This is a genomic window from Pseudarthrobacter albicanus (assembly GCF_018224015.1).
Taxonomy (GTDB): domain Bacteria; phylum Actinomycetota; class Actinomycetes; order Actinomycetales; family Micrococcaceae; genus Arthrobacter; species Arthrobacter albicanus.
Window position 1 is genome coordinate 1 of the sequence record NZ_JAGPOT010000024.1, and the last position, 26,740, is coordinate 26,740.

Genomic DNA, 26,740 nt, shown 5'->3' on the forward strand with positions numbered 1-26,740 from the left:
CTGCCAGGCGCCGGTGACCAGGTAGGTGACCTTCTGGGCGACGGAGACGCCGTGGTCGGCGAAGCGCTCGAAGTAGCGGCTGGCGAGGGCGACGTCGACGGTCGTGGCCGGGGATTCCTGCCAGTCGCTGCGGGCGATGGTCTTGAAGACGCTCAGGTGCAGGTCGTTGATGGCGCCGTTTGCCTTCATGATGTCACGGGCAACCTCAAGATCACGGGTTTCCAGCAGCACGGTGAGCTTGTCGGCGATCAGCAGGTCCTGCTCGGCGAAGCTCTTAAACGTCTCCCGCAGCTGGGCCGGAACGACGGTCGCCGGGTAGCGGAGCCGTGCGAGCTGCGCGAGGTGCCGGGCGAGGTCGCCCATCCGCTCCAGGGAAGCGCTCATCCTCAGCGATCCCACGATCATGCGCAGGTCGCTGGCCACCGGGCCCTGCAGCGCGAGGATGTCGATCGCGCGCTCGTCGAGGCTGTTTTGCAGGAAATCGATCCGGGCATCGGCGGCAATGACGTCCTCGGCCAGGTCGATGTCGGCGCCTTCGAAGGCCGTGGTTGCCTTCTCGATGGCCTCACTGACCAGCTTTGAGATTTCGATGAGCTGTTCCCCCACCTGGGTGAGCTCCTCCTGAAAAACCTTACGCACGTGTGCGTCCTCTCCTCGGAAACTGCCGGCCACCACAGCGGCGGCCCTGATTCGGTTCACTGTTGCGGCGCTCCAACTGTCGACTCTCCCAGTGTCCGGTGAACTGTACCGCCCCAATAGGTGAACGTTAGCTGAACCACTGCACGAATAGCAGGAGATTACGGTTTCCGCCAAAGCTCAGAGCATAAGCTGGAGCCGTGGATCCCATGCTTATCGGCGTAATCGCCGGCCTGATCGGCCTGTCGCTTGGCATCTTCGGCGTGCTCGCCTTCAGGGTCAGCGAGCAGCAGCGGCATCTCGTGGACGTCGAGTTCGAGGATCTCCCGCTCCCGGAGGGGGCCGCGGAGGTCCTGGCCGTCGTCGGCCGGGCCTTCGTCGTGCTGGACGCGATCGACGGCGTGGTCCGGGCCAGCCCCGCGGCCTACGCCTACGGTCTGGTGCGCGGCCACACGGTGGTGCACCAGCAACTGCTGGAAATGACGGCCAAGGTGCGGCGGGACGGCGTCATCCTCGAGAAGCAGCTCGAGCTGCCCCGGGGCCCCCTCGGCCAGGGCACCATCGTCGTCCAGGTCCGGGCGGCCATGATCGCCGCGGAATATATCCTCCTGCTGGCCGATGACCGCACCGAATTCATCCGCACCGAGGAAATCCGGAACGACTTCGTTGCCAACGTCTCCCATGAGCTGAAGACCCCGGTCGGGGCCATCTCGCTGCTGGCCGAGGCACTCGAGTCCTCCGCGGACGATCCCGAGGCGGTCCGGCGGTTCGCCAAGCGCATGCACAAGGAATCCGCGCGGCTCGCGGCGCTCGTCCAGGACATCATCGAACTCTCCCGGCTCCAGGGCGCCAATGTCGCCCAGCAGGGACGCCCGGTGGATATCAACGCTGTGGTGGCCGAGGCCGTGGACCGTTCCCAGCTGCCGGCCGAGAGCAAGAACATCCACCTCGTCGTCGGACGCCAGGCGGACGCCATGGTCTATGGTGACCAGGATCTGTTGGTCACGGCGCTGCGGAACCTCATCGACAACGCCATCCGCTACTCCCCGGAAAACACCAGGGTCGGGATCGGCATACGATCCAAGGCGGGCCTGGTGTCCGTGTCGGTGACCGACCAGGGCGAGGGAGTCAGTGCCGAGGACCAGGAACGCGTCTTCGAACGCTTCTACCGCGTGGACGCGGCACGTTCGCGGCACACCGGCGGTACGGGCCTGGGCCTGAGCATTGTCAAACACGTCATTTCCAACCACGGCGGCGAGGTGACCCTCTGGTCACAGCCCGGGCAGGGCTCCACGTTCACCATCCGGCTTCCAGAGCTGGAAGGCCAGGACAGCGGCGATGCCGCCGACGCACGCAAGCCCGCGGCCCAGCCCCGCACCCCGCCCGCCGGCCCGCCCGCTGGACCATACAGACGAGACGCCGCAGGCGTCCATGAGCAAGGAGCCACCGCTTGAGCAGGATTCTGATTGTCGAGGACGAAGAGTCGTTCAGCGACCCCCTGTCCTATCTGTTGGGCAAGGAAGGGTTCGAGGTCGAGGTCGTCGACAACGGACTCGATGCGATCACCGAATTCGACCGCAACGGCGCCGACCTGGTGCTGTTGGACCTGCAGCTGCCCGGCCAGTCCGGCACGGAAGTCTGCCGCCAACTGCGGCAGCGCTCCTCCGTCCCGGTGATCATGCTGACGGCGAAGGACTCGGAAATCGATAAGGTTGTGGGACTGGAGCTGGGGGCCGATGACTACGTCACCAAGCCGTACTCCTCCCGCGAGCTCGTCGCCAGGGTCCGGGCCGTGCTGCGCCGCCAGGGCGAGCCCGAGGAACTGGTCCCCAGCACGGTGCACGCCGGACCTGTCCGGATGGACATCGAGCGGCATGTGGTCAGCGTCGGAGGCGAGCAGGTCTCCCTGCCGTTGAAGGAATTCGAGCTCCTGGAAATGCTGCTGCGGAACTCCGGCCGCGTGCTGACCCGGGGGCAGCTGATCGACAGGGTCTGGGGCTCGGACTATGTAGGCGACACCAAGACCCTGGACGTCCACGTCAAGCGGCTGCGCAGCAAGATCGAGCCGGATCCCTCGGCGCCGCGGTACCTGATTACCGTCCGCGGGCTGGGCTACAAGTTTGAACCCTGAAGCGGCCGGGCTGAACCGGCCGGGCTGAACCGGCACGGCTGAGCAGGCCGGGCTGCGCCGGCACGGAGGGCTCGGGACATCAGACCGAGGACATGAAAAAGGAGGGACACCCGGTCAGGGTGTCCCTCCTTTTCGTTGAAGCTAGTGGCCGGCGGTGCTGCTCGGCGTGGCCGTGCCCGTGGCCGTGCCCGGCGCAGCCGGGGACGTCGTCGAGGACGGCGTGGCCGTGCTCGAGCTGGTCGGCTCCGGAGTGGGCAGGTACTTCTTGTAATCGACGATCGTCGAGTCCATGACCGGAACCTTGAACTTCGCCTTCTGGCTGGTGCCGTCTTCGAAGATCGTGACCTCGAGGACGGAACCCGGCTTGGCACCAGTGTCGCTGAGGATCGCCTCGGGCGTGGAGTCGTTCAGCAGGGTGTAGGAATTCTTCTTGACAGGCACCTGGGTCTGCGAGCCGCCAGCACCGCTGATGGTCAGCTTCACATCGCTGGACGAGGAGTTGTAGACGGCACCGATCACGCGGCCCGGCTTGTTCTCGCCGTCGGACACGATCAGGAAGTTGCGGAGCTGCAGCGGGCCGAGGTCCGTACGCGTTCCGTCCGACGCAGAGTACTGCGTGGAGGTCTGCTGGGGGTTGATGTAGCCGCAGCCGGTTACCGACAGCAGGCCGATACCAAGTGCAGCCGTTGCCATTGCCAGCTTGCCGCGCTGGCCCCGGTTCATCGCAGTGAAACGCACGTCACGCACTCCTTGAGAGTCTTGGAACATTATTCAGCCATAGCCTATCCGCACTCGGCCTGAAACAAGGATTCCGGCAGTACACATTGGCGTCGGGGAAGCGGCGGCCGGCGGCCGCCTGGCGCCTGCCCGGCGATCGGCTGGCGTAGCGGCGGACTCTTGGCAGCGGGCGAGACATGCACTATTATCTGCATCCGTCAAGGGGTTTGAGGGGGTGGAATGGGGCATTTTCCGCGGATTGACGGGGTTTCCGGGATCGATCCATGGCAGTCATATGCCTTAATCGTGATAAACTGGTCCCCGGGAAAGGGGAATGTCCACATGGTTTTTGAGGTCGGCGAGACAGTAGTTTACCCTCACCACGGTGCAGCCAAAATTGAAGAAATCAAGATGCGCACTGTCAAGGGCGAAGAGAAGATGTATCTCAAGCTCAAGGTGGCTCAGGGTGATCTGACCATTGAAGTTCCAGCAGAAAACGTAGACCTAGTCGGTGTCCGGGACGTAGTGGGCAAGGAAGGTCTGGAGCACGTATTTGAAGTGCTGCGGGCCGAGTTCACTGAAGAACCCACCAACTGGTCGCGTCGATACAAGGCAAACTTGGAGAAGCTCGCTTCCGGCGATGTCATCAAGGTCGCAGAGGTCGTACGCGACCTGTGGCGCCGTGATCACGATCGGGGCCTCTCCGCAGGTGAAAAGCGCATGCTGGCCAAGGCCCGCCAGATTCTGATCTCAGAACTGGCGTTGGCTGAAAAGACGGATGAAGAGAAGGCAGCAAGCGTTCTCGACGAAGTCCTGGCTTCCTGAGCACCAAGAATCGAACCCCGGTGGCGTAGCGGCCGCCGGGTTTCTTTTTGCCCAAAAATCCCCAACTGGCTCGCAGTTGTTGTCGTTTTGAGCACCCAAAACGACAACAACTGCGAGCTACTTGGGCGGCGCCGGGAAGCGGGGACGTAGTGTTGTGCGCATGAACACAGCATCGACAAATCCCGTCACCGCGGTCATCGTCGTGGCCGCCGGTTCCGGCCAGCGCCTGGGCTACGGAATGCCCAAGGCAAAGGTGCCGCTCGGCGGAGACAGCATCCTCATCCACGCCCTGCGGGGCGTCGCCGAGGCGGGGATCGCCCGGCAGATCTGCGTTGCCATTCCGCCGGGGGACCCGGAGCTTCAGGCACTTTGCGAATCCTTCGCGCAGGACCTCAAGGCGGAGCACCGGCTCACCGCCGCGTCCGGGGAGGGCGTGCAGCTGCCCGCGGTGACCGTCGTCGACGGCGGGACCAGCCGTGCGGAGTCTGTCCGCGCCGCGATGGCAGCCCTGCTGCCGGGCACGCAGGCCGTCCTGATCCACGATGCAGCCCGCGCCCTGGCACCGGAGTCCGTCTTCCACCGCGTGTTCCAGGCCCTTTGCGCGGGGGCCGTCGCCGTCATCCCGGTGATACCCGTGGTGGATACCGTCAAGACCGTGGAGCCGACCACCGGCGACGGCGCGGCGGTCGCCCCGGAACTGGTCACCGGAACAGCGCCCCGGGAAACGCTGCGGGCGGTGCAGACCCCGCAGGGCTTTGACCTTGCCACGCTCCAACGCGCCCACGAGGCGGCGGCCGGATTCGACGCCGGCCAGGCCGCCGCGGTGACGGACGACGCGATGCTGGTCGAGCTGCTGGGCGTCCCCGTCCACGCAGTGCGCGGGGCCAGCCAGTCGTTGAAGATCACCACGCCGCTGGACCTGATCATCGCCGAGGGGCTCCTCGAGGGCCCCCTGGGCACACGCTGGGTGGAAGGATGAGCATGTCCGAAACACCGGCCGCCCCCAGTGCCGTCATCCCCAGCCCCGTCATCCCGCGGACGGGGATCGGCATGGATGTCCATGCCTACGCCGCCGAGAATGAGCCGCAGCCCCTGTGGCTCGGCGGCCTGTTCTGGGACGGCGAGCGGGGACTGTCCGGTCATTCCGACGGCGACCCGGTGGCCCACGCTGCCGCCGACGCGCTCTTCTCGGCGTGCGGGGCCGGAGATCTCGGCACGCATTTCGGCACCGACCGGCCCGAGTACGCCGGGGCCTCGGGGGCGACCCTGCTCGCCGAGGCTGCCCGGATCGTCCGCGCCAGGGGATTCGAGATCGGAAACATCGCCGTGCAGTTCGTGGCCAACCGGCCCAAGTTCGGACCGCGCAGGGAGGAGTCCCAACGGGTCCTGAGCGAGGCCGCCGGGGCGCCGGTGAGCGTCTCGGCCACCACCAGCGACGGGCTCGGTTTCACCGGCCGCGGCGAAGGCATCTCGGCCGTGGCCACGGCGCTCGTCTACCCGGCCGGCTAAGGATCCGCCACGGTATGGGCCAGGGCGGACCTGTCCCGGCGGACCGGCCCGGGCGTCCATGCTGAACGGCCCTGCCCGGCCCGCCCCGCGTCCCCTACGCTTATGGGACAACTCCCTTCCGCACTCACCAGGAGACTTCCGTGAAAAAGCTGCTCCCCGCCGTCGTGCTTCTGGCAGGACTGCTGCTGACCGGCTGCGCCGGGTCCGCGACGACACCTGCCCCGACGACGACGCCGAGAATGAGCGTCCCGGACAGCTGCAAATTCCTCAACACGGACACCTTCGCGCCTATCGGCAGCCCGCAGGAAAAGGCGGCCGGGATCTCCAAGCACTACCAGGAAGTGGCGGACAAGGTCGCCCCGGAGGTGGGGGAACCGATCCAGAAGATGGCGGACATCATGAAGCAGGTGGCGGACAGCCCGCAGGGAACCCAGACGGCTGAGCAGACGGCCCAGCTCAGGGACCAGATCAACAAGATCGGCGAGTACTGCAAGTAGTCGCGCCCCGGCCGGGCCGCAGGTCAGCGCGGAACGGCCCATCGGCTAATCTGGAGCGGTGACCCTGCGCTTCTATGACACAGCATCCGCCGAAGTCCGCGACTTCGTCCCCCTGATACCGGGCAAGGTAAGCCTGTACTACTGCGGGGCCACGGTGCAGGGCATGCCCCACGTCGGGCACATCCGCTCCGCCATCGCCTTCGACCAGCTCACCCGCTGGCTGCAGTACCGCGGCTTCCGCGTCACCGCCGTCCGCAACATCACCGACATCGACGACAAGATCCTGGCGAAGTCCGCTTCCTCCTTCGGGCCGGACTTCGACGACGAGCCCGGCGCCGTCCGCGACGAGGAGTGGTGGGCCCTGGCCTACCGGTACGAGCAGGAATTCCTCAAGGCCTACGACACGCTCGGCGTCTCCCGCCCCACCTATGAGCCGCGGGCCACCGGCCACATCCCGGAGATGCACACCCTGATCCAGCAGCTGATCGACCGCGGCCACGCCTACCTGGCCCTCGACGATTCCGGCGACGTGTACTTCGACGTGCGCTCGTGGGACAAGTACGGCTCCCTGACGCGGCAGAACATCGATGACATGCAGGGCGCCGCGGACGTCGAGCCGCAATTCAGCAACCGGAAAAAGGACCCCCGGGACTTTGCACTCTGGAAGGGGTACAAGGAGGGGGAGCCGGCGACGGCGAGCTGGGCCTCGCCGTGGGGCGCCGGCCGGCCCGGCTGGCACCTCGAATGCTCCGCGATGGCGGGCAAATACCTCGGCGCCGAGTTCGACATCCACGGCGGCGGGCTGGACCTGCGCTTCCCGCACCACGAGAACGAGATGGCACAGTCCCAGGCGGCCGGCCATGGCTTCGCCAACTTCTGGATGCACAACGGCATGGTCACCTACGGGGGCGAAAAGATGTCCAAATCCGTCGGAAACACGGTCAGCCCCGGGGAGATGCTGGAGCAGGCCCCGCCGCGGGTGGTCCGGTACTACCTCGGGCAGGCCCAGTACCGTTCCGTGCTGGACTACCAGCCCACCTCGCTGCAGGAGGCCGCGGCCGCGGTGGAGCGGATCGACGGCTTCATTGCCCGCGCCGCCAGGGCAGTCCCCGGCGCTCCGGAAACCGGCGCTCCGGCAACCGGTACTCCGGCAACCGGCGGAGCCGTGCCGGACGGGTTTGCGGCCGCCATGGACGATGACCTCAACGTCCCGCAGGCACTGGCCGTGCTGCACGACACCGTCCGCGCAGGCAACACCGCCCTCACCGCCGGGGACCTCGACGCCGCCCGGCGGGCACTCGCCTCGGTCACCGGCATGCTCGCTGTCCTTGGCCTCAACGACACCCCGGCCCCGGCTGCCGACCAACAGAGCACCACTGCCCTCGGCGTCCTGGTCGAGGCGCAGCTGGCCGCCCGGGCGGCGGCCCGGGCCAACAAGGACTGGTCCGCCTCCGACGCCATCCGGGACACCCTCGCCGCTGCCGGCGTCGTCGTCGAGGACGGGACGGACGGGGCGAGCTGGAGCCTCAAGCGCGGCTGACGCAGGCTTTCACAGCGCCGCCTCCGGTCCCTGCGGGGGCCACTGCCCCGGCCCGCGGTCGTGGATTTAACTCGAGTCAGTAGACTGGAGGTCAGGCTTATCAACAAATCGCGTAGTTAAAAGGGTGAAACTCATGGCCAACAACGGTCGCCGGTCAGTCAAACTGAAGAAGGGCCCCACCGTCGGTACCGGCGGTCACGGCCGCAAGGCTCTGGAAGGCAAGGGTCCCACTCCCAAGGCGGAGGACCGCCCGTACCACAAGGCCCATAAGAACAAGCAGCTCGCGGAGCGGTCCGAGGCCAAGCGCGGAACGGGCGCCCGCAACCCCGGCGCCCGCTCGGGCCCCAAGGGCCGCGCCACCGAGGAAGTCGTCACCGGCCGCAACTCCGTCGTCGAGGCCCTGCGCGCCGGTATCCCCGCGAAGGCACTGCACGTTGCCATCCGGATCGAGATGGACGACCGCGTCAAGGAATCCCTCAAGCTGGCCGCCGAGCGCGGTATCCCGCTGCTGGAAACCGGCAAGCCCGAGCTCGACCGGATGACCGATGACGCCATCCACCAGGGGCTCGTGCTGCAGATCCCGCCCTACGAGTACCAGGACGCGTACGAACTCGCCGAAGAGACCCTCGAGGCCTGGAAGCGTGGCCACGTCGCCAACGCCCCGCTCTTCGTCGCGCTGGACGGCATCACGGATCCGCGCAACCTCGGCGCCATCATCCGCTCCGTCTCGGCCTTCAGCGGCCACGGCGTGGTCGTCCCGGAACGCCGCTCCGTCGGCGTCACGGCATCGGCCTGGAAGACCAGCGCCGGCGCGGCAGTCCGTGTGCCGGTCGCGCGTGCCGCCAACCTCAACAACACGCTCAAGGCCTTCAAGAACATGGGCATCTACGTCCTGGGACTCGACGGCGACGGCGACGTCTCGCTGCCGGACCTCGCCCTGGCCACCGAGCCGGTGTGCCTCGTGGTCGGTTCAGAGGGCAAGGGCCTGAGCCGGCTGGTCCGCGAAAACTGCGACCAGATCGTCTCCATCCCGATCGACTCCGCGATGGAATCCCTCAACGCCTCCATGGCCGTCGGCATCTCCCTCTACGAGATCTCCCGCCAGCGCGCCGCCAAGTAGTCCCGGCTGCGGTTCAGTCCGCCGTCACCGGAGTTGTGGTTGGGTCCACCGTAACCGGAGTTTTGCCATCCTGGTTCAGTCCGCCGTCACCGCAGTTTTGCCGTCGCTTAGACACCTCCCGCCGACGCTTCCGGCCGCGGGCGGCCTCCACCGTCTCTGGTCGGCGATGCGCTCCTTAGCAAAACTCCGGTTCCGACTCTGACGCTCCCTCACCTTTCGCGGGTGGATGGCAAACGCTCCCTCACGTCTCGTGAGGGAGCGTTTGGCTTTGCCGTGCGAAAGGTGAGAGAGCGTTTGCCTTTAAGGAGCGAAAGGTGAGGCAGCGTTCTTCGCTGAAGCACCCCAGCGCGTGGTGCCCTGATATCGAGCGGGCGCCGGGGTCCTGCAAAGGAGCGCATCGCCGACCAGAGCTTTCGGAGGCCGCCCGCGGCCGGAGAAAGCGTCGGGAGGTGTCTAAGCGACTGCAGGGCGCCGGTGCACGCGGAGGTGACCACAGCTGGCCGCCAAAGCGACGGCAGGGCGCCGGTGTCCGCGGCGGCGACCACGGCGAGCGCCAAGCGGGAGCGTCTAGAACCTGTGGCGGTTGGCCAGGACCGGGAGCTTGGCGCGGGCTTCCTTCACGACGCCGGCGTCCAGCTCCGCGAACAGCAGGCCCGGGCCGCCGTCGAGCTCTGCCAGCACGTCCCCGAACGGGGACACCACCACGGAATGCCCGACGCCGGTCGGCGCAGAGCCGCGAACCGGGAGGCCCTGGCTCGCCGGATCGCCCTGGCCGCAGGCGAGGACCACCGTAGTGGAATCCGCGGCGCGGGCGCGGGCCAGCAGCTTCCACTGATCGGCCTTGCCCGGGCCTGAACCCCAGGAGGCGCACACAATGTTCACCTCGGCGCCCCGGTCCGCGTTTTCGGTAAACAGGTCCGGGAAGCGGATGTCGTAGCAGGTGGCAAGGCCGAACGTCATGCCGCCGAGCCCGAAGGTGACGGGCTCGGAGCCGGCATCGACCGTGTCCGATTCCGCGAAGCCGAAGGCGTCGAAGAGATGGATTTTGTCGTAGCTGGTCTCCACTCCCGGGCCGGTGACCAGCAGGGTATTGCGCACCTTGCGCACACCGCTGCCATCGGAGGCCGTCCCCGGCGTGAACATGCCGGCCACGATCACGATTCCGAGCTCCGCCGCGACGGCACGCACGCGTGAGGCCCATGGCCCGTCCAAGGGTTCGGCGATGTCCAGCAGCGAATTGCCGAAGGCGCGCATGGCAGCCTCGGGGAACACGACCAGCTCCGCACCCCCTGCCTTGGCCTGGCGGGCGTAGTCCTCCACGAGGGCCAGATTTCCGGCAAGATCACGGCCGGTGACGACCTGAGCCAGTGCAACCCGCACATTTACCTCCAATTCGGCGCTTCATTTAAGTATGCAGCGCAACTATTCCGTACACTTCACATCGTCAGCAAAACGAAAATACGGGCCGTTTCATCGGCCCGGCTACGCTCTAAGCAATGGTCATGCCCTTTATAGATACAGCTTCCACCGTAGACGCCTCACGTGCCTTTCCGCTGGGAATCAGCGCACCGCGCACCGGATCCCCGGCAACGGACGACCCTCGGGGTGCGTTCGCCAATGTGGCTGCCTACGCACCGGGCGTGACCACCCTGGAGATCGCCTACCAGGCACCCGGGGGCAGTTGGCAGCTGCAAACCCTGCCCAACGTGACCGACGGTGTCCACCACGGCATCGTGGAGGGCATTCCCGCGGGGTCGCGGTACGGTTTCCGGGCCTCCCCGCACCATGAGGCCCTTCCGCTCTCGATGCCGACCATGGATTTTGACCTCGACGGCGCGCAGCCGCTGTTGCTGGACCCCTACGGCCGGGGCGTGGACGAGCGCGACGATTTCATCACCAGCGTCCGGATGGCCGCCGGCTTCGACTGGGGCGCGGACCGCGGGCCCCGCGTTCCGTGGCGGAACACCATCATCTACGAGGCGCACGTCCGCGGCCAGACCATGCTGCACCCGGACATTCCGGAACACCTGCGGGGAACCTACGCGGGCATGGCCCATCCGGCCATGATCGAGCACCTGGTCGCGCTGGGCATCACCTCGGTCCAGCTCCTGCCGGTCCATTTCCATGTGGACGAACCGCACCTGCAGAACCTGGGGCTGACGAATTACTGGGGCTACAACACTGCCGCGTTCTTCGCCCCGCACCCCGGCTACGCCACCCGGGCGGCGCAGGCGGCCGGCGCCCAAGCAGTCCAGGACGAGTTCAAGGGCATGGTCAAGCTGCTGCACGCCGCCGGCCTGGAGGTCATCCTCGATGTGGTCTACAACCACTCGGCCGAGGGCGGCCCCGACGGCCCGACCTTGAGCTTCCGCGGCCTGGGCGAGATGCAGTACTACCGCAATGACGGGCACGGCAATTATGTGGACACCACGGGCTGCGGGAACAGCCTGAACTTTGCGGAGCCGCGCGTGGTCCAGCTGGTGCTGGACTCCCTGCGGTACTGGGTGACCGAGTTCCACATCGACGGCTTCCGTTTCGATCTTGCCGTGACGCTGTGCCGCAACGCCGCCAACGAGTTCGATCCGCGGCACCCGTTCCTGGTTGCCGTCGCCGCCGATCCGGTGCTGTCCGGAACCAAGCTGATCGCCGAGCCCTGGGATGTGGGCTACGGCGGCTGGCAGACCGGGCGTTTCCCCGCCGGCTGGGTCGACTGGAACGATCACTTCCGCGATGCGGTCCGCAGCTTCTGGCTCGCCGACCGTGCGGCGATCGACGCCGGGGGGCACGGCGGCTCGGTCGCGCGCCTCGCCGACGCGCTGTCCGGCTCCGCCGGCCTTTTCGAACCGTCCGGGAGATCCAGGCTCGCCTCCGTCAACTTCATCACGTCCCACGACGGATTCACCCTGGCTGACCTGATGTCCTACGACCGCAAGCACAACGAGGCCAACGGCGAGCAGAACCGTGACGGCCATGGCGACAACCGCAGCTACAACCACGGCTTCGAGGGCCCCACAGAGGACGAGGACGTCCTTGCCCGGCGGGCCCAGACCGGGCGCAACCTGATGACCTCGCTCATGACCTCCCTGGGCGTGCCCATGATCACCGCGGGCGATGAGATCGGCCGGACCCAGCAGGGCAACAACAACGCCTACTGCCAGGACAACCCCATCTCCTGGATCGACTGGACCAGCACCCCGCAATCCCATGCGATGCTGCGCGTCACCAAGCGCGTGATCCGGCTGCGCAAGGAGTTCCTCGCCGGCCAGCCGCACGACTATCCGGCGCGCGAAAACCAGGCCTACTTCCACTGGTTCGATGCGAGCGGCGCGCCGATGTCCGGGGACAGCTGGGAGGACCACCGCCACCGTGTGGTCCAGCTCCTGCTCGGCTCCGACGACGGCGAAGTGATCGGTCTCGTGGTGGTCAACGGCGGCGCCGAGGACGTCAAGGTGACGCTGCCGCTGCTGAACAATGAGGACGGCACCGGCCACCGGCTCTTCGAACTGCGGATGACAACCTCTGAACTGAACGACCGGCGCCAGGGCGTACGCGTCTCCTCCGGCGAGCGTGACGTGGTCCAGGCCAACACCATCAACATCTACCGCACCTGATCCGGTCCACAGCGAGGATTCACGCAATGGGGAAGTCCGCGAAACTTCTTGCCTTCATCGCCCTGCTGGCCGGACTTGTGGCGGGGAATCCATGAAGATCTACTCGGCAGACACCTGGACCCTCGAAGAGCTGCGGGAGCAGATCGACGACGCCGGCCGCCGCGCCGTCGTCATCCCCGCGGCGGACACCAGGAAAGCCGTGCTGAAGACGTTCGGCGAGACCCTGCAGTTCCCGGAGCACTATGGCGTCAACCTTGACGCCCTCAACGATTCGCTGCATGACTTCGCGGACGCGGTCGCGGATGACGGCGAGCCGCCGCTCACACTCATCTGGCAGGTGCCGGCCGCCTTCCGCGCCGACCGCTCCTTCGGAGTCATCTGCGAGATCCTCCAGGACGCCGAGAGCTATGCCGGGAAGAACCTGGCCGTGATCGCCGTCTGCCTGTAGCCTCCTACGCGACATCGCACGGGGGCTGCGGCGCTGTGCCACCCCGCCCGCCGGCTATTGAGGGTAACGGGCGGGGGGCGGCCTGTCCCGGCCCCTGCGTAACGGCAGGGTGCTCGATCGTGACGGTGCCGGCGTCGCCGTCGACGCGGATCTGCTGGCCGCTGGTAAGCCGCTGGGTGGCCACTCCGGTGCCGAGCACCGCCGGGATGCCGTACTCCCGGGCCACCATGGAGCTGTGGCTCAACGGGCCGCCGACGTCGGTGACCACGGCCGAGGCCATCGCGAACAGTGAGGTCCAGGCAGGGGTGGTGATACGGGCAACCAGAACCTCGCCGGGCACCATCTGCGAGAAGTCCTGGGGCCCGCCCAGGACCCGGGCCGGACCGCTGACCCGGCCCGAGCTCGCGCCGATCCCCTTGATGACGTCGCCGTGCTGGTCCTGCGAGCCTGCCGGCATCATCCCCCCGAAGATCCGCTCCATCCACCGGCTCTCCGGCAGCAGCTGCGGGGCAGCGGCCCTGGCCTGGCCCCGCCAAAGCATCTTGCGCTCCTCGACGGCGTCGGCGCGGACGGGCCGTTCCGCTCCGGTAATGGCCACTGCCGCCGATGCGCCCATCGGTTCCGGAACGCCCTTGGTTTTCTGGCTTCCCGGGGCTTCGCCGGCCCGCGGCGCGGCGAGGCCGAACTCGACGGCGCTCCGCAGCTCCTGCTGGCGCAGCCAGAACACGTCGGCGGGACCGGCGATGACACCGGAGCCAACCAGCCGTTCCCCGAGTTCGAGCAGCATCCGCCGCATCAGCGGCCACGCCAGGCCGACGTCGGCCAGGGCATCCTCGCGGATCGGGGCGGCCTTCTGCGCCCACCGGAGCAACCGGAGGAACCCGGCCCTGCGGCTCCGGCCGAGCCTGGCGACCATTCTGCCGGTTTGGTCCTCCCTGCGGGCGGCGGACAGCCGCTGGCGCTCGTGCGGGTCATTGCCCTGTCCCCGCAGGTAGAACTTCACCGTCTCCAGCAACGGCGCGGGATCGTCGGCCGGCACGGGGCTGAGGAAGTCGAGGTTGTAGACCGCATGGCCGAACCGGGCGAGGTGGTCCTGGAACCGGGAACGCCACTGCTGCCACCGCGCCGGATCCATGCCGGCAGGAGCAGACCCGGTGCGCTGCGACTCGGCCAGCGCCGTTGCCGGTGCGCTGAGAATCGCAGGTGCCAGCCCGGGCACTCCCCGGGCCCAGGCTGCCAGGTCGTACAGCGACTTCTCGGCCCGGATGGGCTCGCTGTCGTAGCCGAGGAGAAACGTCTCGGCCGGTGGATCTCCGTCACGCCGGACGAGTTTGTCGTAGTACGCCCGGAACGAGATTTCGCTCGTCGCTGCGATCGGAATGATCGACTGCACGGCCGTGTAGTAAACGGTCCCGGCGTCCAGCAGCGCCTGCACTCCCGCCAGCAGTTCCTGCCCCGGGAGCTCCCCGACGGGCTTCGCCGACCAGTCCGCAATGATCCGTTCGTAGCGGGGGTGGGAGAATTCCCGCCAGCCGGCCACTCCCATGTGCGCCTTGCCGCGAACCAGCGCGCGTACCGCCGTCAGTGACCTGCCCATCACCCGCCACATTCCCGAGGTGCGGTAGTAGTAGTAGGCGTAGCCGTTGATGGTGGGCAGTCCCACGTCGTCCCGGCGGATGACGTTCTTGCCGATGGCCTCTGCCATCAAGGCTCCCAGCGACCGGGCCACCGAGCCGTCGATGAGGTCGGCGAACAGCGGCGAGAGGGGGTCGGGCAGCTGTTCCACGATGCTCGCCCGGAAGTACATCCCGTTCGGGTAGGGCACCGCCCAGGTATCCGGGGTATCGGCCGCCGGTTCAGGCAGCGCGGTGATGGGCCGGGATTGCAGGATGAAGAATTCGCCGCCGGCCCGTGCCCACTCGATGTCCTGCGGCGCCCCGAAATGATCCGCAATCCGTGTTCCATAGCGGGCAAGCGCGGCCGCCGCCCGGTCGTCCAGCACGGCCTGGTGACGGCGTGCCGCCGGCACCGGCTGCTCCCGGGTGCCGCGGTCCGCGTAGACAGTCATGACCTCCTTGTCTGCCGTCCGCCGCGACAGCACGCGGCCCGTCGCTGCTTCGACGACGACGTCATCCGTGGTGACCGTTCCGCTGACCACGGATTCGCCCAGGCCCCACGCGGCACTGATCACGATCTGGTCGTGGCGCCCGTTGGCCGGATTGGCGGTGAACATGACTCCGGCCGCCTCGGCCTCGACCATCCGCTGGACCACCACCGCGAGGCGGACCGCGCCCGGTCCGATGCCTTCACGGGCCCGGTAGGCCATGGCGCGCGCTGTCCACAGCGAAGCCCAGCAGCCGGTCACTGCCGCGGCCAGGGCCTCCGCCCCGCGGACGTTGAGGTAGGTGTCCTGTTGCCCGGCGAAGCTGGCCGAGGCGAGGTCCTCGGCCGTGGCGGAGGATCGGACCGCCACGGCTGGACCGCCGCTGCTGAGACCGTTGCCGGGACCGCTGCTGAGACCATTGCCGAGATGCCCGTAGGCAGCGCCGAGTTCGGCTGCGATCACAGCCGGCATGGTGCCGCCGGTGAACAGGGCGCGGATCCGCCCGGAGGCATCCTCGTAGTCCTGCGGCGCCGCCTGCGGCGACAGTGCGGCCAGCTCCTGGATGCCCGGCCCGAGGTGATTGGCATCCACAAAAGCCGCGTAAGCCGCGGTGTTCAACACGAACCCCGGCGGGACCGGCGCCCCGGCCCGGAGGAGACCGGCCAGCCCCACGCCCTTGCCGCCGGCCGCGGCGACGTCGCCCTGTCCCACATCGCCGAAATTGCTGATGTATGTCACGACCGTGCGTCCATTCTGCCCGTGCCCGGAGCTGGGCCGCGTTCATTGAGCCTGATGCCCAACATACTGGCACGCCGGCGGCCGGAGGCCATGGCTGCGCCGGCCGCCGGGGACGGCGCCCGGGCGGCCTGCGGTTTACAGCCCTAGGCGTTGACGATCAGGCCAAGCTCGGCCTTGGACGCCAGGGCCTCGTGCTTGGGGAGCACGCGGACCGTGTAGCCGAACGATCCGGAGCGGTCGATCACGAGGGTGCCGGTGAAGAGGTGGCGGCCCTTGTCCAGGCTCTCCGCGGCCTTCAGCTCCGCGACGGTGATGTCCGCCAGTTCGTCGCTGTCCTCGGCCCGGCCATAGGCCACCTCGACGTACACATCGTCCGGAGAAAGGTCCGTCAGGTCCACGTACGCGTTCACCTGGAGCAGGTCGCCGATCTGCGGGTCTTCGGAGACCCCCACGGAGTCCACATGCTCCACCTGGATCTGGGGCCACGCGGCCCGGACCCGGGAGGTCCACGCAGCGAGGTCCTTCGCCTGGGCGTAGTTGTCCGCCACGGCGTGTCGTCCGGCGATGGCTGCAGGCCGGTACAGGACGTTGACGTAGTCCTTGAGCATCCGGTCCGCGGAAACGGCCGGCCCCAGGTGGGAAATGGTGTGCTTGATCATCGACACCCAATGGGTGGGGACCTTCTGCGGCCCGGACTGCGAGGGGCCGGCGGCCCCCGCATCGTCGGCGGTGGTCAACCCGTAGAACCGGGGTGCCACCTGCTTTTCGAGGAGCTCGTAGAGCGCCGCGGCCTCGATATCGTCGCGTTCCTCGGGGGAGGCGTCGTTGTTGGCGGTCGGAATCGCCCAGCCGTTTTCGCCGTCGTACATCTCGTCCCACCAGCCGTCCAGCACCGAAAGGTTCAGTGAACCGTTCAGGGCGGCCTTCATGCCGGAGGTTCCGCAGGCCTCCAGCGGACGCAGCGGGTTGTTGAGCCACACATCGCAGCCCGGAAACAGCGTGCGGGCCATCGCGATGTCGTAGTTGGGCAGGAACGCGATCCGGTGCCGGACCTGGGGGTCGTCGGTGAAGCGGACCAGTTCCTGGATCATTTTCTTGCCCGCGTCGTCGGCCGGGTGCGACTTCCCCGCGATGACCAGCTGGATGGGGTGCGTCTTGTGCAGCAGCAGGGCCTTGAGCCGCTCGGGTTCGCGGAGCATCAGGGTGAGCCGCTTGTAGGTCGGCACACGCCGGGCAAAGCCGATGGTCAGGATGTCCGGATCAAGCACCGAGTCCGTCCAGGCCAGCTCGGCGTCGGCAGCGCCGCGCTTCTTCCAGGCGGCCCGCAGGCGGCGCCGGACGTCTTCGACCAGGGACACCCGCATCTCCCGGCGCAGCGCCCAGACGTCCTCGTCGCTGACGTCGTAGGCGAGGTCCCAGCGGCCCTGGGACTCGGCCTCGGAGCCGAACTGCTCGCGGGCAAGCTTCGAGATGCGCGGGTCCACCCAGGTCGGGACATGCACGCCGTTGGTGACGGAGGTGATGGGCACCTCCGATTGGTCGAATCCCGGCCAGAGGGCGGAGAACATCCCGCGGGACACCACGCCGTGCAGCTTGGCGACGCCGTTGGCCCGCTGAGCCAGGCGGAGGCCCATGACCGCCATGTTGAAGACGAAGGGGTTGCCGTCCGCGTAGCTTTCCCGGCCCAGGTCCAGGATCTTGGCCACCGGGACATCCGGCGCCAGCCCGGCGTCGAAAAAGTGCTGGATCTGCGAGGTTTCAAAGCGGTCGATGCCGGCCGGCACGGGCGTGTGGGTCGTGAACACCGTCGAGGCCCGTCCGGCGGCGAGCGCTTCTTCCCAGGTCAGCGGCTCCTCCGCGGACATCATTTCCTGGATCCGCTCGACGCCGAGGAAGCCGGCGTGGCCTTCGTTGGTGTGGAACACCTCGGGGGCAGGGCAGCCCGTGAGTTTCTGGAACGCCCGCAGGGCCTTGACGCCGCCCATGCCCAGCAGCAGTTCCTGCTGGAGGCGGTGGTCACCGCCGCCGCCGTACAGCCGGTCCGTGATGCCGCGGGCGGCGTCGTCATTGCCGGGAACGTTGGAGTCCAGCAGCAGCAGCGGGACACGCCCGACGTCGGCCCGCCACACATGCGCCAGCAGCCGGCGCCCGTGGGGGAGGGGCAGGGAGATCTGGATGGGCTTGCCGTTGCCGTCCGGCGAGGCCTCGCGCAGCAGCGTCAGGGGCAGGCCGTCCGGGTCCAGGACCGGGTAGGTTTCCTGCTGCCACGCGTCGCGCGAGAGTGACTGCTTGAAATAGCCGGCCTGGTAGAGGAGGCCGACGCCGATCAGCGGCACGCCGAGGTCCGATGCCGCCTTCAGGTGGTCGCCGGCAAGGATGCCCAGGCCGCCGGAGTACTGGGGCAGGACTTCGGTGATGCCGAATTCCGGCGAGAAGTAGGCGATGCGCGACGGCGCGCCGTCGCCCAGGCTCTGGTACCAGCGGGGCTGCTCGAGGTACCGGTCCAGGTCTTCGGCGGCGGCGTGGACACGGCTCACGACGTCCATGTCTGCCGCGAGACGCTGCAGCTCTTCCCGGCTGACCAGCCCCAGGAAGCTCACCGGGTCGTGGTTGCTCGCGGCCCAGATCCGGGGATTGAGCCCTTCGAAGAGCTCCCGGGTTGGCCGGTGCCACGACCATCGTAGGTTGGTCGCGAGCCGGGCCAGCGGCCGGATGGACTCGGGAAGTACGGTTCGGACGGTAAATCTGCGGATTGCCTTCACCAGCGACACACTAACGGACAAGTGTGGGCCCCGGAACTGCTTTGAGTTTCTTTCCCCTAAATGACGGAGGGCGTCCGGGAAAATCCGGAAACCACCGGAACACGGGCGCATTCTTAGCAATCTGGGAGAAATCTAGATAACGTCGAGCCTGTGACGACTAACTCGCGAACCAGTGCCGTGTCCAAGCAAAAGCCGAAGGCCCTGATCACGGATGGCCTTCGCTTTGGCCGTTTTCCGATCACCGCCGTGCAGCCGGCCGTCGAAGGCGGGAAATTCCCGGCCAAGGCCACGGTGGGGGAAAGCCTGGTGGTGGGCGCCACGGCCTTCCGGGAAGGCCATGACCAGCTCGGCGTCAGCGCCGTCCTCCTCGATCCCCGCGGAAAAGAGCGGCAGCGGGTCCGGCTCGCGCCGCCCCGGGGCCCCCGTGGCCAGGGCACGGACCGCTGGGAAGGGCTCCTGGCTCCGCCCGCCACCGGCAACTGGTCCTTCGTCATCGAGGCCTGGCACGACAGGTACGGCACCTGGCACCACAACGCCGAGGTGAAGGTGGAGGCGGGCATCGACGTCGACCTGATGCTGGCGGAGGGCGCCGCCCTGCTCTCCGAGGCTTCCGAGGACCCGGCCCGCCCGTCGTCTGACCGGCGCACGCTGCGGATGGCCGTCGTCGTCCTGTCGGACCCGTCGCTGACCCCGGAGGAACGGCTCGCCGCCGGCTTCAGCGCCGAGGTGGCCGCCGTCGTCGAACGCCAGCCGATCCGGGACCAGGTGACCGTCTCGGAGCAGTACCCACTGCTGGTGGAACGGGACCTCGCCGGCCGCGGCGCCTGGTACGAATTCTTCCCGCGCTCCGAGGGCGCCGTCCGCCACCACGAAACCGGGGAATGGACCTCCGGGAACTTCCGGACGGCGGCGAAGCGCCTCGACGCCGTCGCCGGCATGGGCTTTGACGTCATCTACCTGCCGCCGATCCACCCGATCGGGATCCAGCACCGGAAGGGCCCGAACAACACCCTGCTGGCCGGCCCGCACGATCCGGGCTCGCCCTGGGCCATCGGCGCCAGCGAGGGCGGCCACGACGCCATCCATCCGGAGCTCGGGACCTTCGAGGACTTCGACGCCTTCGTGGCGCGGGCCGGCGAGCTGGGACTGGAAGTCGCCCTGGACCTGGCGCTGCAGGCCGCCCCGGACCACCCCTGGGTCCAGAGCCACCCGGAGTGGTTCACCACCCGCGTGGACGGCAGCATCGCCTACGCCGAGAACCCGCCGAAGAAGTACCAGGACATCTTCCCGCTCAACTTCGACAACGATCCCGCGGGCCTGTCCCAGGAAATCCTCCGCATCGTGTTCCTCTGGGTGAGCCACGGCGTGAAGATCTTCCGCGTGGACAATCCGCACACCAAGCCGCTGTGGTTCTGGGAATGGCTGATCGGCAAGGTCAACAAGAAGCACCCCGACGTCATCTTCCTCGCCGAGGCGTTCACGCGCCCCGCCATGATGCATGCCCTCGGCCGCGCCGGCTTCCAGCAGTCCTACACCTACTTCACCTGGCGGAACACCAAGGAGGAACTGGAGGAGTACTTCCAGGAAGTCAGCCACGAATCCGCGGCGTTTTTCCGGCCGAACTTCTTCGTGAACACCCCGGACATCCTCACCGACTTCCTGCAGTTCGGCGGCCCGGCCGCGTTCAAGATCCGTGCCGTGCTGGCCGCGACCGCGAGCCCGAGCTGGGGCGTCTACGCGGGCTACGAACTCTACGAACACGTGGCCCGGCCGGGTGCCGAGGAGTACATCGACAACGAGAAATTCGAATACAAGGCCCGGGACTGGGACGCGGCGGCGGAATCCGGCCGCACCCTGGCCCCCTACCTGACCAGGCTCAACGCCATCCGGCACGAGCATCCCGCACTGGGGGACCTGCAGAACCTGACGGTGCACCAGAGCACCGACAACGCCACCATCGTGTACTCCAAGCACAAGACCCTTCCGGACGGCACCAAGGACACCCTGATCATCGTCGTGAACCTGGATCCGCACTCCACCCGGGAGAGCACCGTCTCGCTGGACCTGGCGGCCCTGGGGCTTGATCCGGAGGATCTGACGCGCAGCGGCGGCTTCATGGTCGATGACCTGCTGAGCGGCGAGAGCTGGGAATGGCGGGAGTCCAACTACGTCCGCCTGGATGCGCATGTCGAGCCCGCGCACATCCTGAGCATCCGGAGGGAGCGCCAGTGAGTTTCAGCCCGCAGAACCCCAGCCAGCACTTCAGCCCGAAGGCGAGCTTCGAACTGAACGCGCCCGGCCTGCACCACGACCCGTTGTGGTACCGCAAGGCGGTGTTCTACGAGGTGCTGGTCCGGGGCTTTGCGGATGGAAACGGTGACGGCTCCGGTGACTTCCACGGGCTCATCGAGAAACTCGACTACCTGCAGTGGCTGGGCGTGGACTGCCTCTGGCTGCCGCCGTTCTTCCAGTCCCCGCTCCGCGACGGCGGCTACGACATCTCCGACTACAACTCCGTCCTGGACGAGTTCGGCACCATCAGCGATTTCAAGCGGCTCGTGGCGGAGGCCCATGCCCGCGGCGTGCGCGTGATCATCGACCTGCCGCTGAACCACACCTCGGACCAGCACCCCTGGTTCCAGGAATCCCGCCGGGACCCGGACGGGCCCTTCGGCGACTTCTACGTGTGGAGCGACACGGACGAGAAATACCAGGAAGCCCGCATCATCTTCGTGGACACGGAGGAATCCAACTGGACCTTCGACCCGATCCGCCGGCAGTTTTTCTGGCACCGCTTCTTCAGCCACCAGCCGGACCTGAACTTCGAAAACCCCAAGGTCATCGACGCGCTCTTCGACGTCGTGCGGTTCTGGCTGGACCAGGGAATCGACGGCTTCCGCGCCGACGCGATCCCGTACCTGTTCGAGGAGGAGGGCACCAACTGCGAGAACCTGCCGCAGACCCATGAGTTCCTCCGCAAGCTGCGCAGGATGGTCGACGAAAGCTACCCCGGCCGGGTGATCATCGCCGAGGCCAACCAGCCGCCGGCCGAAGTGGTGGAGTATTTCGGGACCGAAGAGGAACCTGAATGCCACATGGCCTTCCACTTCCCGATCATGCCGCGCCTGTACTACGCGCTGCGGGACCAGAAAGCCGCTCCCATCATCGAGACGATGAAGGACACCCCGGAAATTCCCGAAGGCGCGCAGTGGGGCACGTTCCTGCGCAACCACGACGAGCTGACGCTGGAAATGGTCACCGCCGACGAGCGTGCGGCCATGCTCGGCTGGTATGCGCCGGATCCGCGGATGCGCGCCAACATCGGCATCCGACGCCGGCTGGCGCCGCTGCTGGACAACTCCCGGGCCGAAATCGAGCTCATCAATGCCCTGCTGCTGTCCCTGCCGGGCAGCCCGTTCCTGTATTACGGGGACGAGATCGGCATGGGGGACAACATCTGGCTGGAAGACCGCGACGCCGTCCGCACACCCATGCAGTGGAATCCGGACCGCAACGCGGGGTTCTCCAACGCTGACCCTGGGAAGCTGTACCTGCCGGTGATCCAGTCGCTGGTCTACAACTACAGCATGGCCAATGTCGAGGCCGAGGCCGCCCATTCGGGTTCGCTGCTGCGCTGGACGCGGCAGATCCTCAGCGTCCGCAAGAACCACCCCGCCTTCGGGCTGGGCGGATTCAAGCACGTCGAGGCCGACCGCGACGTCGTCCTCGCGTATCTGCGGGAGCTGCCGGAAGGCAACGCGGCCGGCGAGGACAGCGAAAGCATCCTGTGCGCCTTCAACCTGTCCCAGCACCCGGTGGCGACCACGCTCCGCGTGCCCAAGTACTCCGGCCGGGGCCTGCGGGACGTTTTCGGCGGCCAGGCATTCCCCGCCATCGCCGAGGACGGCACGCTGACGCTGACCCTGGGAAGCCACGACTTCTTCTGGCTGCGGATCCGTTCGGCCGCCTCCAACCCGGCGTCGCCCCTCACCCAGGCGATGCCTATCCTGTCCCTCGAAGGCTGACATGACCCGACCTGCCCTGACTCCCGCCCTCCGTGAACTGCTGGGGGCGTGGCTCCCGCGCCAGCGCTGGTTCCCGGTCAAGAGCGCGGCGTTCACCTTTCAGCCGGCAGGCGCCCTGCGGCTGGCCGGCGGCCAGGGCGACGGCGGCGCTGAGCTTGCGGTGTTGCTGGTCGCGGTCCGCTACCCGACGGCCCACGGCAACCGCACCGACGTCGTGCAGGTCCCGCTCAGCTTCCGCCGCGCGCCCCTGGCCGGTGCGGAGTCGGCCCTGATCGGGGAGGCCCTGACCGGGGAGTCTGAACTGATCGGGGAGGCAACGGGGGCTGAGGGCCACCGCTGGATCTACGACGGCGTCCACGACCCCGCCTTCATCGCCGCGTGCCTGGACCTCATGCGCAGCCGCGGCACCACGCCGTCGGGACATGCCTCCGGCCACCTCATGGAGTCCGGCTACCGCCTGCCCTTCGCCAGCGGCACGGTGCGGGTGCTCTCCGGCGAGCAGTCGAACAGTTCGGTGATCGTCGACGACGGCGGATCGGCCGCCATCCTGAAGTTCTTCCGCGTGCTCTCCGAGGGCCGGAACCCGGAGGTGGAAATCGGCGCGGCCCTGACCGCCGGCGGCACCATGGAAGTTCCGGCGACCCTCGGGTGGGTCACCGGCGAATGGGAGACCCCCGCGGCCGCGCAGGGCGCCATCCGCTCCGCGCAGGGCGAGCTCGCAGTGGCCCACGAGTTCCTCGCCGGCGGCCTGGACGCGTGGCGGCTCGCCGTCGACGCGGCAAGCCGCGGTGCCGCGTTCACCGCCGAGGCCCATGCGCTGGGCGTTGCGACGGCCACGGTGCACCGCAGGCTGGCCGGGGCGCTCGGTAGCGCCGCCGAATCCGCCCCGGGCCAGGACATCGCACCCGGAGTAGCCGAGCGGGTGCGCGGCTCCTGGGCCGAAGCCGGGAACGCCGTCGGCCCCTATGACGAGGCGCTGGAGGGGCTGCTGGCGCGGCTTAGCGGCAGCGCCGGCCCCCTGCAGCGCATCCACGGCGACCTTCACCTCGGCCAGATCCTCCAGGTCCCGGGAGGTGCCGGGAAGGCGCCGCGCTGGGCCATCCTGGACTTCGAGGGGGAGCCGCTCCGGCCCATCTCGGAACGCAATTTTCCCGACGTCCCGCTCCGCGACGTCGTCGGGATGCTGCGGTCCTTCGACTATGCCGCCGGCGCGGCAGTCCGGGAACATCCGGGCACCGTGGTGCCGGCGGCGTGGGCGGACGACTGCGCCGAGGCCTTCCTGGCCGGCTACGCGGAGGTCACGCCCGGAACCATCGACCGGGACTCGCCGCTCTTCACGGCGCTGTGGCTGGACAAGGCCCTCTACGAAGTTGTCTATGAATTACGGAACAGGCCGGACTGGCTTTCAATCCCGGTAAATGCAGCACGTCGTCTCCTCGGCAGTACAGGCTCCGGCGTTCGCGCCGAAGCCGCAGCGGAAGGTATCAAAATGACAGGATCAACAAGTATCGATCGGCCCGGCGCCCCCCTCCCCGTGGATGCGGAGACCCTTGCAAGGGTTGCGTCCGGCGAGCACCACGCGCCGCATTCGGTCCTGGGCGCGCACCTGGATGACCACGGCCATGTGACGATCCGGGTGGTGAAACACCTGGCGGAAGCAGTTTCCGTCATCACAGCGGCCGGCGTCTTCCCCATGACCCACGAGTCCGGCGGCGTGTGGGTAGCCGTTCTCGAGCCGCTCGAGCACGGCCATGTGCCCGACTACCGGCTTGAAGTGACCTACAAGGACCACACGCCGGTTACTGCCGACGACCCTTACCGCTACCTTCCGACCGTGGGGGAAGTGGACCTGCACCTGATCAGCGAGGGCCGCCACGAGCGGCTCTGGGACGTGCTCGGCGCGCACGTCCAGCACTACAAGTCCGCCCTCGGCGACGTTGACGGCGTGTCCTTCGCGGTGTGGGCCCCGAACGCCCAGGCCATCCGGGTCAAGGGTGACTTCAACAGCTGGAGCGGCAAGGAACACTCCATGCGCTCCCTGGGCTCCTCCGGCGTCTGGGAACTGTTCATCCCGGGCGTTCTTGCAGGGGCGTGCTACAAGTTTGAAATCAGGAGCCGGCATGGGCACTGGGTGGAGAAAGCGGACCCGCTGGCGTTCGGCACCGAGATCCCGCCGCTGACCGCGTCCCGCGTCGTTGAGCCCTCCTATGCGTTCAAGGACGCCGAGTGGATGGAGGCCCGGGCCACCCGCGACACCCACAACGCGCCGATGAGCGTCTACGAAGTCCACCTCGGCTCCTGGCGGGTCGGCCTGGGCTACCGCGAACTGGCCAAGGAGCTGGTGGAGTACGTCAAGTGGCTGGGCTTCTCCCACGTGGAATTCATGCCGGTGGCCGAGCACCCCTTCGGCGGCTCCTGGGGCTATCAGGTCACGTCCTATTTCGCCCCGACATCACGCTTCGGGCACCCGGACGAATTCCGGCACCTGGTCGACGAGCTCCACCTGGCGGGCATCGGCGTGCTGCTGGACTGGGTTCCCGCGCACTTCCCCAAGGACGAGTGGGCCCTGGCCCGCTTTGACGGCGAAACCCTGTACGAACACGCGGACCCGAACCTGGGCGAGCACCCGGACTGGGGGACGCTCATCTTCGACTACGGACGCCGTGAAGTCCGGAACTTCCTGGTGGCCAATGCGCTCTACTGGCTCGACGAATTCCACATTGACGGGCTGCGGGTCGACGCGGTCGCCTCGATGCTCTATCTCGACTACTCACGCGAGGAAGGGCAGTGGCAGCCGAACCGCTTCGGCGGACGTGAAAACCTGGAGGCGATCGCTTTCATCCAGGAGGTCAACGCCACGGTCTACAAGACCCACCCCGGCGTCATCATGATCGCCGAGGAATCCACGGCGTTCCCGGGAGTGACGGCCCCCACGAGCCAGGGCGGGCTGGGCTTCGGCATCAAATGGAACATGGGCTGGATGCATGACTCGCTCCAGTACATGGCCGAAGACCCCTACAACCGCAAGTGGCACCACGGCACCATCACCTTCTCGATGATCTACGCCTACACGGAGAACTTCCTCCTGCCGATCAGCCACGACGAGGTTGTGCACGGCAAAGGCTCGATGCTGCGCAAGATGCCGGGGGACCGCTGGCAGCAGCTGGCGAACCTTCGGGCGTTCCTGGGCTACCAGTGGGCACACCCGGGCAAGCAGCTGATCTTCATGGGCACGGAGTTCGGCCAGGAGTCGGAATGGTCGGAGCAGCACGGCCTGGACTGGTGGCTCGCCGACATCCCGGCGCACCACGGGATCCAGCTCCTCACCAAGGACCTGAACGAGCTGTACAGCTCCACGCCGGCCCTGTACGAGCAGGACAACGACCCGGCCGGGTTCCAGTGGATCCACGGCGGCGACTCGGACCGGAATGTGCTGACCTTCATCCGCCGCGATGCGGCAGGGAACCCTCTGGTCTGTGCGGTGAATTTCTCCGGCGGCCCGCACCCCGACTACCTCCTCGGCGTGCCGTCCGCGGGCGGCTGGCAGGAAGTGTTGAACACCGACGCCGCCAGCTACGGCGGCTCGGGCGTCCTGAACGCCGGCACCCTGACAGCGTCCGACGGCGGCCTGGACGGACAGCCGGCGACGCTCACCGTCACGTTGCCCCCGCTGGGCGCCGCATACTTCAAGCCGCTGGGCTAGCTGCCCGTCGGCCGAAGCCCGCAGGGAGCCTGCAGGTCATCGCACCGAAAAGCCCGGAATCCGCGTGATTCCGGGCTTTTTGGTGCCCTGGTCGGGGCGGCTTTGTCACCAGCGCCAAGTGGTGGTAGAGTTTATTTCCGCGCTGCTCCCCGGAGTTGAACGGCAAGGACGACACAGAAGCCTACGGCAAGACTGAGTCGGAACCGCCGATCGACGGTTGATTTGACAAGGGTGAAGCGGCCCGGTAAGTTTGAAAAGTTGCTCCGGAGCGAGCCTGGACCGTAAGGGTCCGGGTGGTGCCGGGTGTGTCTGTTGTTTGAGAACTCAATAGTGTGCCAAGTTTGTTGATACCAGTTTATTGTATGATGGATTGG

18 protein-coding genes are annotated in these 26,740 nt (G+C 67.6%); 13 read left to right on the top strand and 5 right to left on the bottom strand.

From position 1 onward, the window contains the following. Positions 1 to 639 (bottom strand): phosphate signaling complex protein PhoU (phoU, locus tag J9611_RS07320; protein WP_211878954.1); only part of this gene is annotated, 639 nt, incomplete at its 3' end. A gap of 206 nt (positions 640 to 845) precedes the next feature. On the opposite strand from phoU, the gene J9611_RS07325 reads away from it, so the two are divergent. Together J9611_RS07325 and J9611_RS07330 are read left to right on the top strand one after the other, a co-directional pair. After that, entirely contained in the window at positions 846 to 2,090 is a 1,245-nt protein-coding gene (locus J9611_RS07325; RefSeq protein WP_211878977.1) for a sensor histidine kinase, read from the top strand. Then, positions 2,087 to 2,767 (top strand): winged helix-turn-helix domain-containing protein, encoded by a 681-nt coding sequence (locus J9611_RS07330; protein ID WP_211878956.1) that lies wholly within the window; start codon positions 2,087 to 2,089, stop codon positions 2,765 to 2,767. Before J9611_RS07325 ends, J9611_RS07330 begins: the two co-directional genes overlap by 4 nt. Positions 2,768 to 2,908: 141 nt before the next feature. Here the strand turns inward: J9611_RS07330 and J9611_RS07335 are convergent, their stop codons facing one another. Beyond that, on the bottom strand, positions 2,909 to 3,490 hold the full coding sequence (locus tag J9611_RS07335) for a hypothetical protein (RefSeq protein WP_211878979.1): 582 nt from the start codon (positions 3,488 to 3,490) through the stop codon (positions 2,909 to 2,911). Between the two features lie 336 nt (positions 3,491 to 3,826). Here J9611_RS07335 and J9611_RS07340 point away from each other — a divergent pair, with 336 nt between their 5' ends. The 6 genes from J9611_RS07340 (at position 3,827) to rlmB (ending at position 8,975) form a co-directional block, all read left to right on the top strand. Next, positions 3,827 to 4,309 (top strand): CarD family transcriptional regulator, encoded by a 483-nt coding sequence (locus tag J9611_RS07340; RefSeq protein WP_024367191.1) that lies wholly within the window; start codon positions 3,827 to 3,829, stop codon positions 4,307 to 4,309. Between the two features lie 160 nt (positions 4,310 to 4,469). After that, positions 4,470 to 5,288: a 2-C-methyl-D-erythritol 4-phosphate cytidylyltransferase gene (gene ispD / locus J9611_RS07345; RefSeq protein ID WP_211878958.1), complete on the top strand. Its 819-nt coding sequence runs from the start codon at positions 4,470 to 4,472 to the stop codon at positions 5,286 to 5,288. Then, positions 5,285 to 5,818, top strand: coding sequence for a 2-C-methyl-D-erythritol 2,4-cyclodiphosphate synthase (ispF, locus tag J9611_RS07350; protein ID WP_372447770.1), 534 nt, complete (start codon positions 5,285 to 5,287; stop codon positions 5,816 to 5,818). The genes ispD and ispF overlap by 4 nt, the downstream gene beginning before the upstream one ends. Positions 5,819 to 5,958: 140 nt before the next feature. Next, positions 5,959 to 6,315: a hypothetical protein gene (locus tag J9611_RS07355; protein ID WP_211878962.1), complete on the top strand. Its 357-nt coding sequence runs from the start codon at positions 5,959 to 5,961 to the stop codon at positions 6,313 to 6,315. Between the two features lie 58 nt (positions 6,316 to 6,373). Continuing rightward, positions 6,374 to 7,855, top strand: coding sequence for a cysteine--tRNA ligase (gene cysS / locus J9611_RS07360; RefSeq protein WP_211878964.1), 1,482 nt, complete (start codon positions 6,374 to 6,376; stop codon positions 7,853 to 7,855). Positions 7,856 to 7,988: 133 nt separating this feature from the next. Further along, positions 7,989 to 8,975: a 23S rRNA (guanosine(2251)-2'-O)-methyltransferase RlmB gene (gene rlmB / locus J9611_RS07365; protein WP_211878966.1), complete on the top strand. Its 987-nt coding sequence runs from the start codon at positions 7,989 to 7,991 to the stop codon at positions 8,973 to 8,975. A gap of 567 nt (positions 8,976 to 9,542) precedes the next feature. Here the strand turns inward: rlmB and J9611_RS07370 are convergent. After that, positions 9,543 to 10,355 (bottom strand): carbon-nitrogen hydrolase family protein, encoded by an 813-nt coding sequence (locus J9611_RS07370; RefSeq protein WP_211878968.1) that lies wholly within the window; start codon positions 10,353 to 10,355, stop codon positions 9,543 to 9,545. Between the two features lie 116 nt (positions 10,356 to 10,471). Here J9611_RS07370 and glgX point away from each other — a divergent pair, with 116 nt between their 5' ends. Both glgX and J9611_RS07380 read left to right on the top strand, forming a co-directional pair. Further along, entirely contained in the window at positions 10,472 to 12,586 is a 2,115-nt protein-coding gene (glgX, locus tag J9611_RS07375) for a glycogen debranching protein GlgX (RefSeq protein WP_211878969.1), read from the top strand. 91 nt (positions 12,587 to 12,677) lie between these two features. After that, on the top strand, positions 12,678 to 13,034 hold the full coding sequence (locus tag J9611_RS07380) for a barstar family protein (protein ID WP_211878970.1): 357 nt from the start codon (positions 12,678 to 12,680) through the stop codon (positions 13,032 to 13,034). A 4-nt stretch (positions 13,035 to 13,038) separates the two neighbouring features. Here J9611_RS07380 and J9611_RS07385 read toward each other — a convergent pair whose 3' ends face one another. Together J9611_RS07385 and glgP are read right to left on the bottom strand one after the other, a co-directional pair. Beyond that, entirely contained in the window at positions 13,039 to 15,876 is a 2,838-nt protein-coding gene (locus J9611_RS07385) for a PEP/pyruvate-binding domain-containing protein (RefSeq protein WP_211878971.1), read from the bottom strand. A gap of 143 nt (positions 15,877 to 16,019) precedes the next feature. After that, positions 16,020 to 18,638 carry an alpha-glucan family phosphorylase gene (glgP, locus tag J9611_RS07390; RefSeq protein ID WP_211878972.1) on the bottom strand — a complete coding sequence of 873 codons (2,619 nt, stop codon included), beginning with the start codon at positions 18,636 to 18,638 and terminating at the stop codon, positions 16,020 to 16,022. Between the two features lie 177 nt (positions 18,639 to 18,815). On the opposite strand from glgP, the gene J9611_RS07395 reads away from it, so the two are divergent. Genes J9611_RS07395 through J9611_RS07405 form a run of 3 tightly spaced genes read left to right on the top strand, consistent with a single transcriptional unit; the run spans position 18,816 to position 26,366 of the window. Further along, positions 18,816 to 20,870: an alpha-1,4-glucan--maltose-1-phosphate maltosyltransferase gene (locus tag J9611_RS07395; protein WP_211878973.1), complete on the top strand. Its 2,055-nt coding sequence runs from the start codon at positions 18,816 to 18,818 to the stop codon at positions 20,868 to 20,870. Further along, positions 20,867 to 22,663, top strand: coding sequence for a maltose alpha-D-glucosyltransferase (gene treS / locus J9611_RS07400; protein WP_211878974.1), 1,797 nt, complete (start codon positions 20,867 to 20,869; stop codon positions 22,661 to 22,663). Before J9611_RS07395 ends, treS begins: the two co-directional genes overlap by 4 nt. 1 nt (position 22,664) lies before the next feature. Further along, positions 22,665 to 26,366, top strand: a complete 3,702-nt coding sequence (locus J9611_RS07405) for a 1,4-alpha-glucan branching enzyme (RefSeq protein WP_211878975.1) — start codon at positions 22,665 to 22,667, stop codon at positions 26,364 to 26,366. Positions 26,367 to 26,740: the final 374 nt, after the last annotated feature.